The organism is Planococcus versutus (assembly GCF_001186155.3).
Taxonomy (GTDB): Bacteria; Bacillota; Bacilli; order Bacillales_A; family Planococcaceae; genus Planococcus; species Planococcus versutus.
Window position 1 is genome coordinate 892,156 of the sequence record NZ_CP016540.2, and the last position, 15,164, is coordinate 907,319.

Genomic DNA, 15,164 nt, shown 5'->3' on the forward strand with positions numbered 1-15,164 from the left:
GATATTAAGTATCGAACCAGTAGAAAGTAGGTGCCGGCAAATGGTCAAACCGTTATGGAAAAATAAAGAGATTCGAAATCAATTAAAAATCGTAACAAAAGAAATTGCGCCGGATCTCGTTTTAACAAATACAACATATCTTCATGGGATTTTTAAAAAATGGGTCACAGGGAATATATGGATAGCAAATGATCGAATTGTATATGCAGGAAAAGACATGCCAAAAATTGAGGCTGCTACCGAAATAGCAGATATGACAGGGAAATTTGTAGTTCCGGGATATATTGAGCCCCATGTTCATCCCACTCAATTATACAATCCGCAAAGCTTTGCGGATTATGCAGCTCAAGGTGGGACGACAATGTTTTTATCTGACAACTTAACGTTTTTTTTATCACTCGAAAATAAGAAAGCGTTTTCATTGTTGGACGAATTAGCAAAACTACCGTTTAGCTTTTATTGGTGGACTCGTTTTGATTCGCAGACAGAATTGAATAATGAAGATCAATTGTTTACTTCAACTTCAGTTGGTGAATGGCTAGACCGTCAAGATGTCTTGCTTGGAGGCGAACTCACAGGCTGGCCGAAGTTGATGGCGGGTGATGATCAAATGCTTTATTGGATTCAAAAAGCCAAAATGGGTTTGAAAAAAATTGAAGGTCATTTTCCAGGAGCATCGGAAAAAACGCTGGCTCGTATGAGATTACTTGGAGCGGATGGTGACCATGAAGCAATGACAGTGGATGAAGTGGAAATGCGCTTGCTTCACGGTTATGGTGTGACACTTCGTCACTCATCAATTCGCCCAGATCTTCCAATGTTATTAAAAGGCATAGTTGAACGTGAGTTGAATGTCTTTGATAAGCTGATGATGACAACAGATGGTTCAACACCCGCGTTTCATTCTGATGGTGTGATGGATTGGTGTATTCAAATGGCGATTGATGCGGGTGTACCGGCGATTGATGCATACATGATGGCTTCTTATAATGTTGCTCGCTATTATAATGTAACGAGTTTGCACGGCTTAATCGCGACAGGACGCTATGCAAATTTAAATATTTTGGACGCTGTTGAAAATCCAGTACCTTCTGGTGTTATTTCAAAAGGGACTTGGCTGAAAAAAGACGGCAAGAAAGTCCGTTCGTTGCCGAATGTGGATTGGTCTGTTATGCCGGGACTGGATATCGACTATGAACTGACAGAAGATGATTTTCAATTTTCGATGCCTTTTGGAATTGAAATGATTAATGATGTTATTACCAAACCATATACAGTCAGTGTTGATACCCATGATGCTAATTTGTCGAAATCACATGATGAAAGCTTTTTAATACTGATTGACAAAAAAGGTGAATGGCGTGTAAATACGATAATTAAAGGGTTTGCATCTGGACTTGATGGATTTGCGTCTTCTTATACGAGTACTGGCGACATTATTTTGATCGGGAAAAATCGTGGAGATATGAAACGCGCATTCAATGAGATAAAGCGATTGAAAGGTGGAATCGTTGTTGTTCAGAACGATGAAATTTTGCATTCACTGCCACTTCCTTATGGCGGCGTAATGTCAGATTTGCCGATGGAGCAGTTGATTGAACAAGAACAAGTATTAAAAACAGCATTAGCAGAGCGTGGTTATAAACATGGAGATGCTGTGTACACATTATTGTTTTTACAAGCAACTCACTTGCCATATGTTCGTGTTACACAAAAAGGTATATACGATGTAATGAATAAAAAAATACTGTTTCCCGCGTTTATGAGGTAGCGATATGAAAAAAATATGGATAACTTTACTTGTACTCTTAGTACTGGCGATATTTACTGTTGGATTTTGGGCGATCATGCAAGATGATTCTATCAATTTATCAACAAAAGAACCGCTGACGGTAGCACCGTTTACAGGGGAACAAAACAATTCAACAGCAAGTCGTAGACCAATCATGGCGGTTATTAATAATCATCCCGATGCGCGTCCTCAAACAGGACTAGTTGAAGCAGACATTGTTTTTGAAATGATTGCAGAATATGACATTACACGTTTTGTCGCACTTTATCAAAGTGAATATCCAGAAAAAATTGGACCGATTCGTAGTGCAAGAGAATATTTTGTAGAAATTGCTGAAGCTTATGATGCTTTCTTTATCGCACATGGCTATAGCCCAGACGCACGTAAAATGCTGGATGCTGGAATAATTGATCACGTTAATGGCATTCAGCACGATGGCACTTTATTTCAGCGGTCTTCAGACAGAGTTGCGCCGCATAATTCCTACATCACGATGGAGAATATCAAGAAAGCCATGGACACCACGCAAACTTTCACAGGATACCGAGGACAATCACCTTATTATTTCTATGACTCATCAGAAAGTGCTAAACTTGATGAACAGGCTCTTTCGATAAAAGTAACATACGGGACAAACGAGCTATTTGTTAATGACTATACATATGATAGCGAAACACAGCTATACAGTCGTTCGTCTGGTGGTGTACCAACCATCGATAAAGAAACCCTGGAACCAATAAATGTCTCAAATGTATTAGTTTTTGAAGCCCAACACGAGACAATCGATTCTAAAGGGCGACAGTCTATTGATTTATCGAGTGGCGGAGCGGCGTTGTTGTTCCAAGCGGGCGGTGTTCGGGAAATAGAATGGAATCAGGTTGATGGAATATTGGTACCGATTGCAGACGGAGAAATAGTGAAGTTAAATCCCGGTAAAACCTGGATTCATATTGTTCCAACTGTTCCGGGAATCGAACAAGCTGTTAGCTATACGCCGTGACAATAGTAGTAATGAAAGGATGATGAAGCTTGATGCAAGTTGATAAAATTAGAGGCCATCAAACAGATCAGTTGATTAAAGCTGTTTTAGCCTTAAAAGATAAAGAAGAAGCTTATCGTTTCTTCGACGATTTATGTACGATTAGTGAAATTCAATCGATGTCTCAGCGATTAGAAGTTGCGCATATGCTTCGTATGAAAAAAACATATGAAAAAATAAAGAATGAAACAGGAGCAAGCACAGCTACCATTTCTCGTGTTCGCCGTTGTTTGAACTACGGCAATGAAGGCTATGATGAAATGTTAGAACGTCTGTATCCTGAAGAAAAACCTTTCGAACTTCCAAAAGACTGAACAGAGAGCCGACTCTGTTCGGTTTTTTTGTTATACTATCTAAATGATAACTGAGATAAAGTTGGGTGAAATGAAATGGATTTTAAAACGTGGCAACATGTCTTTAAGTTAGATCCGGCAAAACAGATAACAGATGAACATTTGGACCGAATTTGTAAATCCAGGACGGATGCCATCTTGATTGGTGGCAGTGATCATGTCACACTCGAGAATATCCTTCACTTGACTGAACGTCTGCACCAATATACGCTACCAGTCGTTTTAGAAGTGTCGATAATCGATTCCGTAATACCTGGATTTGATTATTACTTTATCCCGACGGTATTAAATAGTGACAATCCGCAGTGGATTAAAGGGCTTCATCATGAAGCCATTCGTGAATACGGAGAAATTTTGGATTGGGACGAATTGGTACCAGAAGGCTACTGCATTTTAAACGCCGAGTGTAAAGCTGCAAAATTAACCCAGGCACAAACAAATTTAACGACAGAAGATGTAATAGCTTATGCACGTTTAGCGGAACATTTCTTTCGTCTGCCTATTTTTTATTTAGAATACAGTGGTATGTTTGGGGATATGGAGCTTGTTAAAAAAGTGAAAAATGTACTCACAGAAACTCGATTGTTTTATGGAGGCGGTATTGATTCAGCCACAACAGCAAAAAAGGCAGCGGCTATCGCTGATACTGTAGTTGTTGGCAATGTTATTTATGAAAATATTGAAAAAGCGATTGAAACCGTACAGGCAGTTGCGGAAACGGCTGATTAATCGTTATACTAATAAGAACGAATGTTCGAGGTGGTGCACAATGGAATTAATAACGAAAAATCTATTAAACGGAATGAACCCGGAACAAACAGAAGCGGTCAAAACAACTGAAGGCCCTCTATTAATTATGGCGGGTGCAGGATCTGGTAAAACGCGTGTGTTAACACACCGTATTGCTTATTTGGTGTTGGAAAAACAAGTTTACCCATCGAATATTTTAGCTATTACTTTTACCAATAAAGCTGCGCGTGAAATGCGTAACCGGATTGACGGATTACTAGGACACGGAACAGGTCAGCGGATGTGGGCGTCGACGTTTCACTCAATGTGTGTGCGTATTTTAAGACGTGATATTGACAAACTGGGCATGTCGAAAAGTTTCTCGATTTTAGATACCACTGACCAATTAACCGTCATTAAAAATGTGTTGAAACAACAAAATCTAGATCCGAAAAAATACGAACCACGAACGATGTTAAATGCCATTTCATCAGCGAAAAACGAATGCATTGATGCATCCCAATTTGCCGCAGATATGAATCCATTTAATCCGTACGAAAAAACCGTATCGGATGTTTACACAGCATACGAAAAACGTCTAAAGAAAAACCAGTCACTTGATTTTGATGATTTAATTATGACGACGTTGAATTTATTTAATACTGTTCCTGAAGTATTAGAGTATTACCAAAATAAATTCCATTATATTCATGTCGACGAATACCAAGATACAAACAATGCACAATATCAATTAGTACAGAAATTGGCGAGTAAATACAAAAATATTTGTGTCGTAGGGGATTCAGATCAGTCGATTTATCGTTGGCGTGGAGCAGATATTACCAATATTCTATCATTTGAAAAGGATTACCCGAATGCAAAAGTTATTATGCTTGAGCAAAATTATCGTTCGACAAAGCGCATTTTGCAAGCAGCCAATGACGTTATTCAAAAAAACACTAGTCGTTATCCGAAAGAATTGCGTACTGAAAACGACGAAGGTACAGCAATTACCTTGCATAAAGCAGGAGATGAGCGCCAAGAAGCACAATTTGTCGTTCAAACCATTCAAAAGCTAATGGATGAAGAAAACTACAAAACTTCTGATTTTGCGATTCTTTACCGGACAAATGCACAGTCACGAATTATGGAAGAAATGTTCGTCAAATCGAATATGTCTTACACCATCGTCGGTGGTACGAAGTTCTATGACCGCAAAGAAATCAAAGATTTGTTAGCGTACTTGCGTTTGATCGCAAATAACGATGATGATTTGTCTCTTGCGCGTGTTATTAACGAACCAAAACGTGGCATTGGCGCTACTTCTTTTGAGAAAATGGCGCGTTTTGCGATAGAACAAGACCGCACCATCATGGACGCGTTACAAGAAGCAGACTTTATGGGCTGACTCCTAAAACAGCTCAGACGGCTTTAGAGTTCCGCAATATGATGGCTAGCTTTACACAAATGCAAGAGTATTTATCCGTAACGGAACTAGTAGAAGAAGTACTGAAAAAATCGGGTTATCGCCAAATGCTGCAAAACGATAAAACCATTGAAGGAGAAAGTCGTCTTGAAAACTTGGATGAATTTTTATCGGTAACAAAAGCTTTTGAAAAGCAAAGTGATGACAAATCATTAGTCGCTTTCTTGACAGACTTGGCACTGATTTCAGATATCGACTCGTTAGACGATGAAGAAGATGCAGATGGTCCGATTATTTTAATGACCATGCATGCAGCAAAAGGTTTGGAATTTCCTGTCGTCTTTATTATTGGACTAGAAGAAAATGTTTTTCCTCATTCGCGTTCAAATAATGATGACGAAGAATTAGAAGAAGAGCGAAGACTTGCCTATGTCGGAATTACGCGTGCTGAACAGCGTTTGTATTTGACACATGCCTCTTCTCGTACATTGTACGGAAAAAGTAATTTCAATATGCCTTCTCGCTTTATTTCTGAGATTTCTGAGGATTTGATTGAACAAACAAGAGCCCATCACCGGGCAGGTGCGGCAACAAGTTATAAACAAATCCCGAAACGCGCAGCGGTTACTCGTCCTGGGTATAGTCAGTCGGGTGGAGAAAAGCTAGGATGGCAAACGGGTGATAAAGCAACACATAAAAAATGGGGTACTGGCACAGTTGTTAGCGTCAAAGGCGAAGGGGAGCAAATCGAACTTGATATTGCATTTCCAAGCCCTATCGGCATTAAACGGCTATTGGCTAAATTTGCGCCGATTGAAAAAGTATAATCGGGAGGAAACTAGATGGATCGCTTGAAAGCAGAAGAACGTGTAAATGAATTAAATGAAATACTTCGAAACTATGGTCACGCATACTACGTGCTAGATAAGCCGACTGTGCCAGATGCTGTATATGATCAACTGTTAAATGAATTGATTGAGTTGGAAGTGCTTTTCCCAGATTTAGTATTTCCAGATTCACCAACACAACGTGTCGGAGGAACACCAATTTCGAATGTGGAAAAAGTTACTCATGATCGCCCCATGCTCAGCTTGTCAAACGTATTTGGAGAAGAAGATTTACGTGAATTTGATAAGCGTGTACGAAGTGGAGCAGGGGATAAAGTCGAATACGTTTGTGAGTTGAAAATTGATGGTCTTGCAGTGTCGCTTTTATACGAAGATGGCAAATTTATTAAAGGCGCGACACGTGGAGACGGCCGCATCGGAGAAGACATCACAGCAAACTTACGAACCATTCGCGCAATCCCATTAAAACTAAAAGGTGCTGTGACGCTTGAAGTGCGCGGCGAAGTTTTTATGCCGAAAAAATCGTTCGATACGTTAAATGAACAACGAGGTGAACAAGGTGAAGAATTGTTTGCGAATCCACGCAATGCGGCAGCAGGATCGCTACGGCAATTAGATCCGAAAATTGCGGCGAGTCGTAATTTAGACGTCTTTATATATGGAATTGGTGGAGACGGGGAAACGTATAATTTATCAGACCATGATGAGTCGCTCGATTACCTCGCAAAGCAAGGTTTCAAGACAAATACAGAACGCCAAGTTTGTACGACTGTCGAAGAAGTAGTAGCTTATATCGAAAAATGGACAGAAAAACGAACTCAGCTGCCATATGAAATCGATGGCATCGTAATTAAAGTCAATCAGTTTTTATATCAACAAGAACTTGGATTTACAGCTAAAAGCCCGAAATGGGCAACAGCTTATAAATTTCCTGCAGAAGAAGTGTTGACTACCGTACGCGACATCGAATTGAGCGTGGGCCGAACGGGTGTTGTGACGCCCACAGCTATACTAGATCCAGTTTCAGTTGCAGGTACCACTGTGCAGCGAGCTTCTTTACACAATGAAGACTTGATAAAGGAAAAAGATATTCGTATTGGTGACAAAGTGATTATTAGAAAAGCGGGAGACATTATCCCCGAAGTAGTATCAGTTGTTGTTGATCAACGTTCTGGAGAAGAGCTACCTTTTAATATGCCGACCGAATGTCCTGCATGTGACAGCGAACTTGTTCGCATCGAAGGGGAAGTCGCTCTACGTTGTGTAAATCCGCAATGTCCTGCTCAAATTATAGAAGGATTGATTCATTTTGCGTCACGCAATGCCATGAATATTGATGGTCTGGGTGAAAAAGTGGTTGAGCAATTGTATCGAGAAAGGTTGATTCAAGACATTTCAGATATATATAAGCTCGAAAAAGAGCAATTATTGGAGTTAGAACGAATGGGCGATAAATCAGCTTCGAATTTAGTAGCCGCTATTGATGCTTCTAGAAGCAATTCAATGGAAAAGTTATTGTTTGGTCTAGGAATTCGTCATGTAGGTGAAAGAGGTGCACGCATTTTGTCCGAGCATTTTGGAACGCTTGAGCGAATGCTAAATGCATCGAAAGAAGAGTTAGTAGCAATACATGAAATTGGCGACAAAATGGCGGACTCTATCGTTACGTATTTTGATAACGAAGAAGTTCGTGCATTAGTGGAACGTTTGCGTAAAGCGGACGTCAATTTAACGTACACAGGTGCACGCGTCCGGATTGAAGAAGGCGCAAATGCATTTGCAGGTAAGAAAATTGTTTTGACTGGTAAGCTTGAACAAATGACACGCCAAGAAGCCAGTGCTCAAATTGAAGCACTGGGGGGTAAACTGTCAGGTAGTGTTAGCAAGAAAACGGATTTATTAATCGCTGGCGAAGAAGCAGGCTCAAAGCTCGATAAAGCGCGTGAGCTAAAAGTGGAAATTTGGGATGAGAATCGTCTCGTTGAGGAATTGAACAAATAAGGAGATTTTAACATGAAACGCATATGGTGGATTCCAATCAGCTTGCTGCTGTTGTCGGGGTGTGTTCCTTCCAATACAGATGAAGAAACAGAAGTGATTAACGATAAAGAAGAAGTAGAAACGGCGATCATTCCAAGTATGCAATTGGATGATCAGTTTTACCGTACACTTTTGCCATATAAAGAAAGCGCCACTAGAGGAAAAATCGTGAATCGCTTAAACTCTCGCTACGATATTACTGAAACAGAAAATGGGTTGTTGCGTTTGTCGCAAAAACAATTTTCTCCTGACGATTATTATTTTCAAGAAGGGCAAAAAATTACGGATGAAGATGTCACAGCCTGGTTGCAGCGTGTTAGTAAAGACAATCCATTAGGCTTAAATCTTGCAGATAACCGATCAAAAAAACAGAAAAAGGCAGGAGACCGGCCACCTGCAGAATTATTAGCACATGTGGTGGAGCAAAACTATTTAGTGAAAACAGCTGAAGATAAAATTCGTCTTGGTGGTATTTCAGTAGGTCTTGCGTTAAATTCTTCGTACTACGGTTCGGAAAACGGAAGTTCTTATGAAGAAGAAATTCCACAAGCGCAAATTGAAAAAGAAGGCAAGCGGATGGCCAATGAAATAGTAAAGCGGTTGCGCGAAAAAGAAGGCTTAGCGGATGTACCTATTGTTATCGGACTTTTTAAACAAAATGCGGGAAATGCAATGGTACCTGGAACTTATTTTTCATCTGGTGCAGCTCCAGCTGGTGAAGAAAAAATTGCTGGTTGGAATCCTGTCAACGAAACTTTTGTCTTGTTTCCGACTTCTGGTGGAGATGATAACTACCGAGATATCGATACAGCTTTCCGCAATTTTAAGCAAGATGTCGAAGTATATTTTTCTAATTTTACCAGCGTGATCGGGACTGGATTTTATAAAGAAAATCAATTAAAAGAATTAAAAATCGAAGTCCCGATTCAATTTTATGGAGCAGCTGAACTGATTGGCTTTACGCAATATGTAACGGGTCTGGTAATGGAACATTTCCCAGAAGATATTGTAATCGAAGTTAGTGTTACGTCAACAAATGGTCCTGAAGCATTGATTTTGAAAAAAGTAGACGAAACAGAACCGTTTGTTCACATTTATGAATAAACAGTAGTGAAATTAGGGATAGCCCTGCGGCTGTTCCTATTCATTTTTTCAGAAAAATGGTATGATATAGCGTATGTTTACCGAATTCGGAGGTGTAGAAAAATGGCGAAAATGACTAAAGAAGAAGTAATTGAAGTTGCTCATTTGGCGAGACTCGCAATTACTGATGAAGAAGCAGAACATTTTGCAGATCAATTAGAAGCAATCACCAACGCAATGGACTTGCTAAGCGAATTAGATACAGAAAATGTAGAGCCAACAACGCATGTTTTGCAAATGGTCAACGTATTGCGTGAAGATAAATCCATTCCTGGATTAGATCGTGACTTGGTTATGAAAAATGTAAAAGAACATGAAGGCGGACAAGTAAAAGTCCCAACAATTTTAGAATAGTTGAAAGGAGGAACTAAAGATGTCATTGGTAGAAAAAACAGCTGCACAATTGCAAGAAATGATACATACAAAAGAAATAACGATTGCTGAAATGACTGAAAAAGCATTTGACCGAATCGAAGCGCTTGAACCAAAAGTGGATGCGTTTCTTGCGTTAAACAAAGAACGCGCAACACAGCTTGCAAAAGAAATGGACAGCGTACCTTTTGCTGAACGTGGACCTTTATTTGGTTTGCCGATCGGAGTAAAAGACAATATTGTTACAGAAGGTCTTGTGACAACGGCTTCTAGCCGTATTTTAGAAGGGTTTAATCCAATCTACGATGCAACAGTGGTAGACAAATTGAGAGCTGCTGGAATGGTAACCGTCGGTAAATTGAACATGGATGAATTTGCAATGGGTTCTTCTAACGAAAACTCGTATTACAAAAAAACGAAAAATCCATGGAATCTAGAAACCGTTCCAGGCGGATCTTCAGGTGGGTCTGCTGCTGCAGTTGCATCAGGACAAGTGCCTTTCTCTTTAGGTTCAGATACGGGTGGGTCGATTCGTCAACCAGCTGCTTTTTGTGGTGTGGTCGGAATGAAACCTACATACGGACGTGTTTCTCGTTTTGGATTGATCGCTTATGCTTCATCGTTAGATCAAATTGGTCCAATTACAAGAACTGTAAAAGACAATGCCTTGCTGTTAAATGCGATTTCAGGATATGACGACAAAGATTCAACTTCTGCTAAGGTTGAAGTGCCGGATTTCACTGCTGCATTGACAGGTGACATTGCAGGATTACGCATTGGTGTTCCAAAAGAGTATTTTGCTGAAGGTGTGAGCGAAGCAGCAAAACAAGCGGTTCTTGCTGCATTGAAAGTATTGGAAGAACGAGGCGCAATTTGTGAAGAAATTTCACTCTCTCATTCAAAATATGCGTTGGCAACGTATTATATTTTAGCTTCATCTGAAGCATCGTCTAACCTTTCGCGTTTTGACGGTATTCGTTACGGTTATCGTACTGAAAAAGCAGGAAGTCTTCTTGAATTTTACATGAATACACGTTCTGAAGGATTTGGCGATGAAGTAAAACGCCGCATTATGCTTGGAACGTACGCACTGAGCTCAGGCTATTACGATGCTTACTACAAAAAAGCACAAAAAGTTCGCACCTTGATTAAAAAAGATTTTGACGATGCCTTTGAAAAATACGATGTCATCATTGGCCCAACAACACCGACACCGGCATTTAAAATTGGTGAAATCATTGATGATCCACTAACCATGTATGCAAATGATATTTTAACAATTCCAGTAAACTTAGCAGGCGTACCAGCTATTTCAATTCCTTGTGGATTTGACAATGGACTACCACTAGGTTTGCAAATTATCGGGAAACATTTTGACGAAGAAACGGTTTATCGTGTTGCGGATGTATATGAACAAGCAACCGATTTTCATAAAAAAACTCCTAAAACTTGGGAGGGAGCAGCACAATGAATTTTGAAACAATTATCGGACTTGAAGTCCACGTAGAACTTAAAACAGAATCTAAAATGTTTTCTCCAGCACCGGCTCACTTTGGTGCAGAACCAAATACCAATACAAACGTCATTGACCTTGGATATCCGGGTGTTTTACCAGTAGTGAATAAAACAGCAGTGGACTGGGCAATGAGAGCGGCACTTGCGTTAAATTGTGAAATTACGCGCCACACAAAATTCGACCGTAAAAACTATTTCTATCCAGACAATCCGAAAGCTTACCAAATTTCACAATTTGATCAGCCGATCGGTGAGCACGGCTGGATTGAAATCGAAGTCAAAGGCGAGAAAAAACGCATTGGCATTACGCGTCTTCATATGGAAGAAGATGCAGGAAAACTAACGCATACCGACAAAGGTTATTCATTAGTCGATTATAACCGTCAAGGAACGCCGTTAATTGAAATCGTTTCAGAGCCTGATATTCGTACGGCGGATGAAGCATACGCCTACCTTGAAAAAATCAAAGCAATTATTCAATATACAGGCGTCTCCGATGTGCGTATGGAAGAAGGATCATTGCGTTGCGACGCGAACATTTCACTTCGTCCGTTTGGTCAAGAACAATTTGGTACAAAAACCGAATTGAAAAACTTGAACTCGTTCAACTTTGTTCGCAAAGGAATTGAACACGAGCAAGTTCGTCAAGAACAAGTGTTATTGTCCGGTGGGATCATCGAGCAAGAAACACGTCGTTACGACGAATCCACAGGGAAAACCTTGTTGATGCGCGTAAAAGAAGGATCGGACGATTATCGTTACTTCCCAGAACCTGATCTTGTTGATATCGTCATTGATGATGCTTGGTTAGAACGCGTGCGTTCAGAAATTCCAGAATTGCCAGATGCTAGAAAAGCACGCTACGTTTCAGAACTTGGTATGTCTTCTTACGATGCTATGGTTCTGACACTAGCAAAACCTATTTCGGATTTCTTTGAAGCGACAGTAACTGCTGGTGCCGATGCGAAACTTTCATCTAACTGGTTGATGGGTGAAGTATCAGCTTACTTGAACGCTGAGCAAAAAGAACTTGAAGGTACGGAATTAACACCAGAAGGTTTGGCTGGTATGATCAAATTGATTTCAGATGGTACGATTTCGTCTAAAATCGCCAAGAAAGTTTTTAAAGAATTGATTGAAAAAGGCGGCGACGCGAACGATATCGTCAAAGCGAAAGGACTTGTTCAGATCTCTGACCAAAACACATTGCGTGAATTTGTTACAGCAGCTCTTGACAACAATCCGCAATCGATTGAAGACTTTAAAAACGGTAAAGACCGTGCAATCGGTTTTCTTGTCGGGCAAATTATGAAACAAACAAAAGGGCAAGCAAACCCACCATTGCTTAATAAAATTCTTCTTGAAGAAATTGCAAAAAGATAAATATAGTTTTAGCGGAAGAAAAGGATGGTCTGTCATAGGCTATTCTTTTTTTTGAGTCGTTTTAAAAAAGAGTAGTGGGTAAGTTTACAATCCGCGTAGAGCATAGCTTGTAGTAAGCTAATCAAAGAACACATGTCTACTACTTCATGTAAGCTGAGCACACAATGGTAAACCTTAAATTTTAGATATGCTTTCTAAGTAGGAACCCAGTTTGGAGTCGAGTCGTCATTAAAGCTATGCAATTCATTATATATAGACGTTTGTTCATCTAAACCTTGAAGACTTTGCTACATAACAGTAAACTGTTAGTAAAGACAAGTTAGTCTTAATGAGATGTGTTGTTAGTTTAACTGAGGTTAAGTAAACCTCCTGTTCGAAAATAGGAGATAGACTTAATAGCAAAGTAGGAAAAGGGAGACGTGATGGTATGATGACAGAGCAGCAGTATTTCGAGACGGGTATTACTTTGGAGAGCTATATGGCTCAAATGGAGTCCAACCAGCAAAAGTCTTACAGCATCTACGAAAAATTTGCCCTTCCAGAAGATCCAGAATTTATGACTTTACTTAAAACTAAAAAGCCGCATATCTTAGCAATCACTGAAGATTGGTGTGGAGATGCCATGATGAACAATGCGATTTTGCGAAAAATTACGGATGCAGCTCACTTAGAAGTTCATTGCGTATACCGTGATGAAAATTTGGAGTTGATGGATCAATACTTAACAGATGGTGGGCGATCAATTCCTAAATACATTTTTCTTTCTGAAGAGGGAGTCGTTTTAGGCAGCTGGGGCCCTAGAGCATTTAAGGTACAAGAGTTTGTTGATGAAAAAAAATCAGTGCTTCCTGAAAAAGATGATTCGCACTATGAGCATCATTTGAAAACCGTAATCGGTGAAATTTCAGATGGCTTTGTCTATAATGATGAATTTTGGGGAATTGTCTATATGGATTTGCGCAAGGCTTTGAAAGAGGCGTTAAAATAAAAGTATAATCAGTAATTGATTTTGTATAATTTAGTTTAACCTATTTTTTGTTCGTCTTTATAGAAAGTCCGGAAAGGCTGAATCTCATGAAACGTGCACGTATTATTTATAACCCTACTTCCGGTCGCGAATTGTTTCGCAAACATTTACCGGAAGTTTTAGAAAGAATGGAAAAAGCAGGCTATGAGACATCTTGCCATGCAACTACATGTGAAGGTGATGCCATTCAAGCCGCAAGAACAGCTGTAGAACGTGATTTTGATTTGGTTATTGCTGTTGGTGGCGATGGCACATTAAATGAAGTTGTTTCAGGAATTGCCAAGTTTCAAAAGCGTCCGAAAGTTGGACTTATTCCCATGGGAACCACGAATGATTTTGCTCGAGCTGTTCAAATTCCACGCGATGTTACGAAAGCTGTAGACATTATTCTTAAAGGAGAATCGATTCCTGTAGATATTGGTTTGATGAATGATGATCGTTATTTTATCAATATTGCAGGTGGAGGTAGGCTTACAGAACTGACTTATGAAGTTCCGAGCAAATTGAAAACAGTTCTTGGGCAAATGGCTTATTATCTAAAAGGCATTGAAATGTTGCCATCGATTCGATCTTCGCGTGTCCGGATTGAATACGATGGTCACGTTTTTGATGACAGCGCAATGATGTTTCTAATCGGTTTGACCAACTCTGTTGGTGGATTTGAAAAATTAGCACCAGATGCTAGTATTAATGACGGGAAATTTACGTTACTGATTTTAAAAGAGCTTAATATGGCGGAGTTTATTCGCGTAGCTTCTTTAGCTTTACGCGGAGACCATTTATCAGATCCACACGTGATTTATGCAAAAGCAAGTAAAATTAAAGTCACAACAGAAGAGCGTGTGTTACTGAATTTAGATGGTGAATATGGGGGCTTATTGCCAGCTACTTTTGAAAACTTAGCACGTCATATTGAAATATTTGTGCCAATTGATGTATTGTATGAACAAGATCACAAATAAAAAGCTGGAACAACAGAAGAAATTCTGTTGTTCCAGCTTTTTATTATCCTGCTATTTGCTTAAAGCAACTCAATTGCTTTATCTTGTTCTGCAGCAAGTTCAGGTAAGTGTTTGATAGGTTCCCATCGAAACAACAACGTCATACCATTGTCGCGGCCGTGACTTTTGATGGTATGTTCAAACTGTTCAATGGACTCACCGGTATACTCAAATTGAAAAATATTGCGTTCATATGCTTTGTTCTTGTTTTCAGGGTAGTATGTGTACTTATGAATTTTTCCAACAAATTCAAGAACTTCACGTGGTATTCCAGTTTCTTCTTTAACTTCTCTGTACAAGGCATCAATTAACAATTCGCCGTCTTCGATCGTACCTCCAGGCACTTGTAGACCAGCTTCAGGCTCTCCTTGATACTCAAATACGAGCAATTCCCGATTTTCGTCATTGCCTCTAGTGATATATGCAAACACTTTCCGTTTTGTTCTCATGGTGTCTCACCCTTTTTATGTTAGTCTTTATAGAATACTAGAAATTG

12 protein-coding genes and 1 pseudogene are annotated in these 15,164 nt (G+C 39.7%); 12 read left to right on the forward strand and 1 reads right to left on the reverse strand.

Annotated features, from left to right (window positions below; genetic code table 11):
- Positions 1 to 40: 40 nt before the first annotated feature.
- The 12 genes and pseudogenes from I858_RS04445 (at position 41) to I858_RS04500 (ending at position 14,629) form a co-directional block, all read left to right on the forward strand.
- The gene (locus I858_RS04445; protein WP_049695154.1) at positions 41 to 1,771 is read left to right on the forward strand and encodes an adenine deaminase C-terminal domain-containing protein; all 1,731 of its coding nucleotides are present in this window, start codon (positions 41 to 43) and stop codon (positions 1,769 to 1,771) included.
- Between the two features lie 4 nt (positions 1,772 to 1,775).
- Positions 1,776 to 2,792, forward strand: a complete 1,017-nt coding sequence (locus I858_RS04450; protein WP_049695155.1) for a DUF3048 domain-containing protein — start codon at positions 1,776 to 1,778, stop codon at positions 2,790 to 2,792.
- A gap of 32 nt (positions 2,793 to 2,824) precedes the next feature.
- Complete coding sequence (locus I858_RS04455) at positions 2,825 to 3,145, forward strand: YerC/YecD family TrpR-related protein (protein ID WP_049695156.1); 321 nt, start codon at positions 2,825 to 2,827, stop codon at positions 3,143 to 3,145.
- Positions 3,146 to 3,220: 75 nt separating this feature from the next.
- Entirely contained in the window at positions 3,221 to 3,913 is a 693-nt protein-coding gene (gene pcrB, locus I858_RS04460) for a heptaprenylglyceryl phosphate synthase (RefSeq protein WP_049695157.1), read from the forward strand.
- A 40-nt stretch (positions 3,914 to 3,953) separates the two neighbouring features.
- A pseudogene (gene pcrA / locus I858_RS04465) lies at positions 3,954 to 6,166 on the forward strand (DNA helicase PcrA).
- A 15-nt stretch (positions 6,167 to 6,181) separates the two neighbouring features.
- Positions 6,182 to 8,188 carry an NAD-dependent DNA ligase LigA gene (ligA, locus tag I858_RS04470; RefSeq protein ID WP_049695159.1) on the forward strand — a complete coding sequence of 669 codons (2,007 nt, stop codon included), beginning with the start codon at positions 6,182 to 6,184 and terminating at the stop codon, positions 8,186 to 8,188.
- A 12-nt stretch (positions 8,189 to 8,200) separates the two neighbouring features.
- Positions 8,201 to 9,331, forward strand: coding sequence for a CamS family sex pheromone protein (locus I858_RS04475; RefSeq protein WP_049695160.1), 1,131 nt, complete (start codon positions 8,201 to 8,203; stop codon positions 9,329 to 9,331).
- Between the two features lie 102 nt (positions 9,332 to 9,433).
- Complete coding sequence (gatC, locus tag I858_RS04480; protein WP_049695161.1) at positions 9,434 to 9,724, forward strand: Asp-tRNA(Asn)/Glu-tRNA(Gln) amidotransferase subunit GatC; 291 nt, start codon at positions 9,434 to 9,436, stop codon at positions 9,722 to 9,724.
- Positions 9,725 to 9,743: 19 nt separating this feature from the next.
- Positions 9,744 to 11,213 carry an Asp-tRNA(Asn)/Glu-tRNA(Gln) amidotransferase subunit GatA gene (gatA, locus tag I858_RS04485; RefSeq protein ID WP_049695162.1) on the forward strand — a complete coding sequence of 490 codons (1,470 nt, stop codon included), beginning with the start codon at positions 9,744 to 9,746 and terminating at the stop codon, positions 11,211 to 11,213.
- Positions 11,210 to 12,640: an Asp-tRNA(Asn)/Glu-tRNA(Gln) amidotransferase subunit GatB gene (gene gatB, locus I858_RS04490; protein WP_049695163.1), complete on the forward strand. Its 1,431-nt coding sequence runs from the start codon at positions 11,210 to 11,212 to the stop codon at positions 12,638 to 12,640. The genes gatA and gatB overlap by 4 nt, the downstream gene beginning before the upstream one ends.
- Before the next feature lie 427 nt (positions 12,641 to 13,067).
- Positions 13,068 to 13,628 carry a thioredoxin family protein gene (locus I858_RS04495; protein ID WP_049695164.1) on the forward strand — a complete coding sequence of 187 codons (561 nt, stop codon included), beginning with the start codon at positions 13,068 to 13,070 and terminating at the stop codon, positions 13,626 to 13,628.
- Between the two features lie 86 nt (positions 13,629 to 13,714).
- Complete coding sequence (locus I858_RS04500; RefSeq protein ID WP_049695165.1) at positions 13,715 to 14,629, forward strand: diacylglycerol kinase; 915 nt, start codon at positions 13,715 to 13,717, stop codon at positions 14,627 to 14,629.
- 59 nt (positions 14,630 to 14,688) lie between these two features.
- Here the strand turns inward: I858_RS04500 and I858_RS04505 are convergent, their stop codons facing one another.
- Positions 14,689 to 15,117, reverse strand: coding sequence for an NUDIX hydrolase (locus I858_RS04505; RefSeq protein WP_049695166.1), 429 nt, complete (start codon positions 15,115 to 15,117; stop codon positions 14,689 to 14,691).
- Between the last annotated feature and the right edge of the window lie 47 nt (positions 15,118 to 15,164).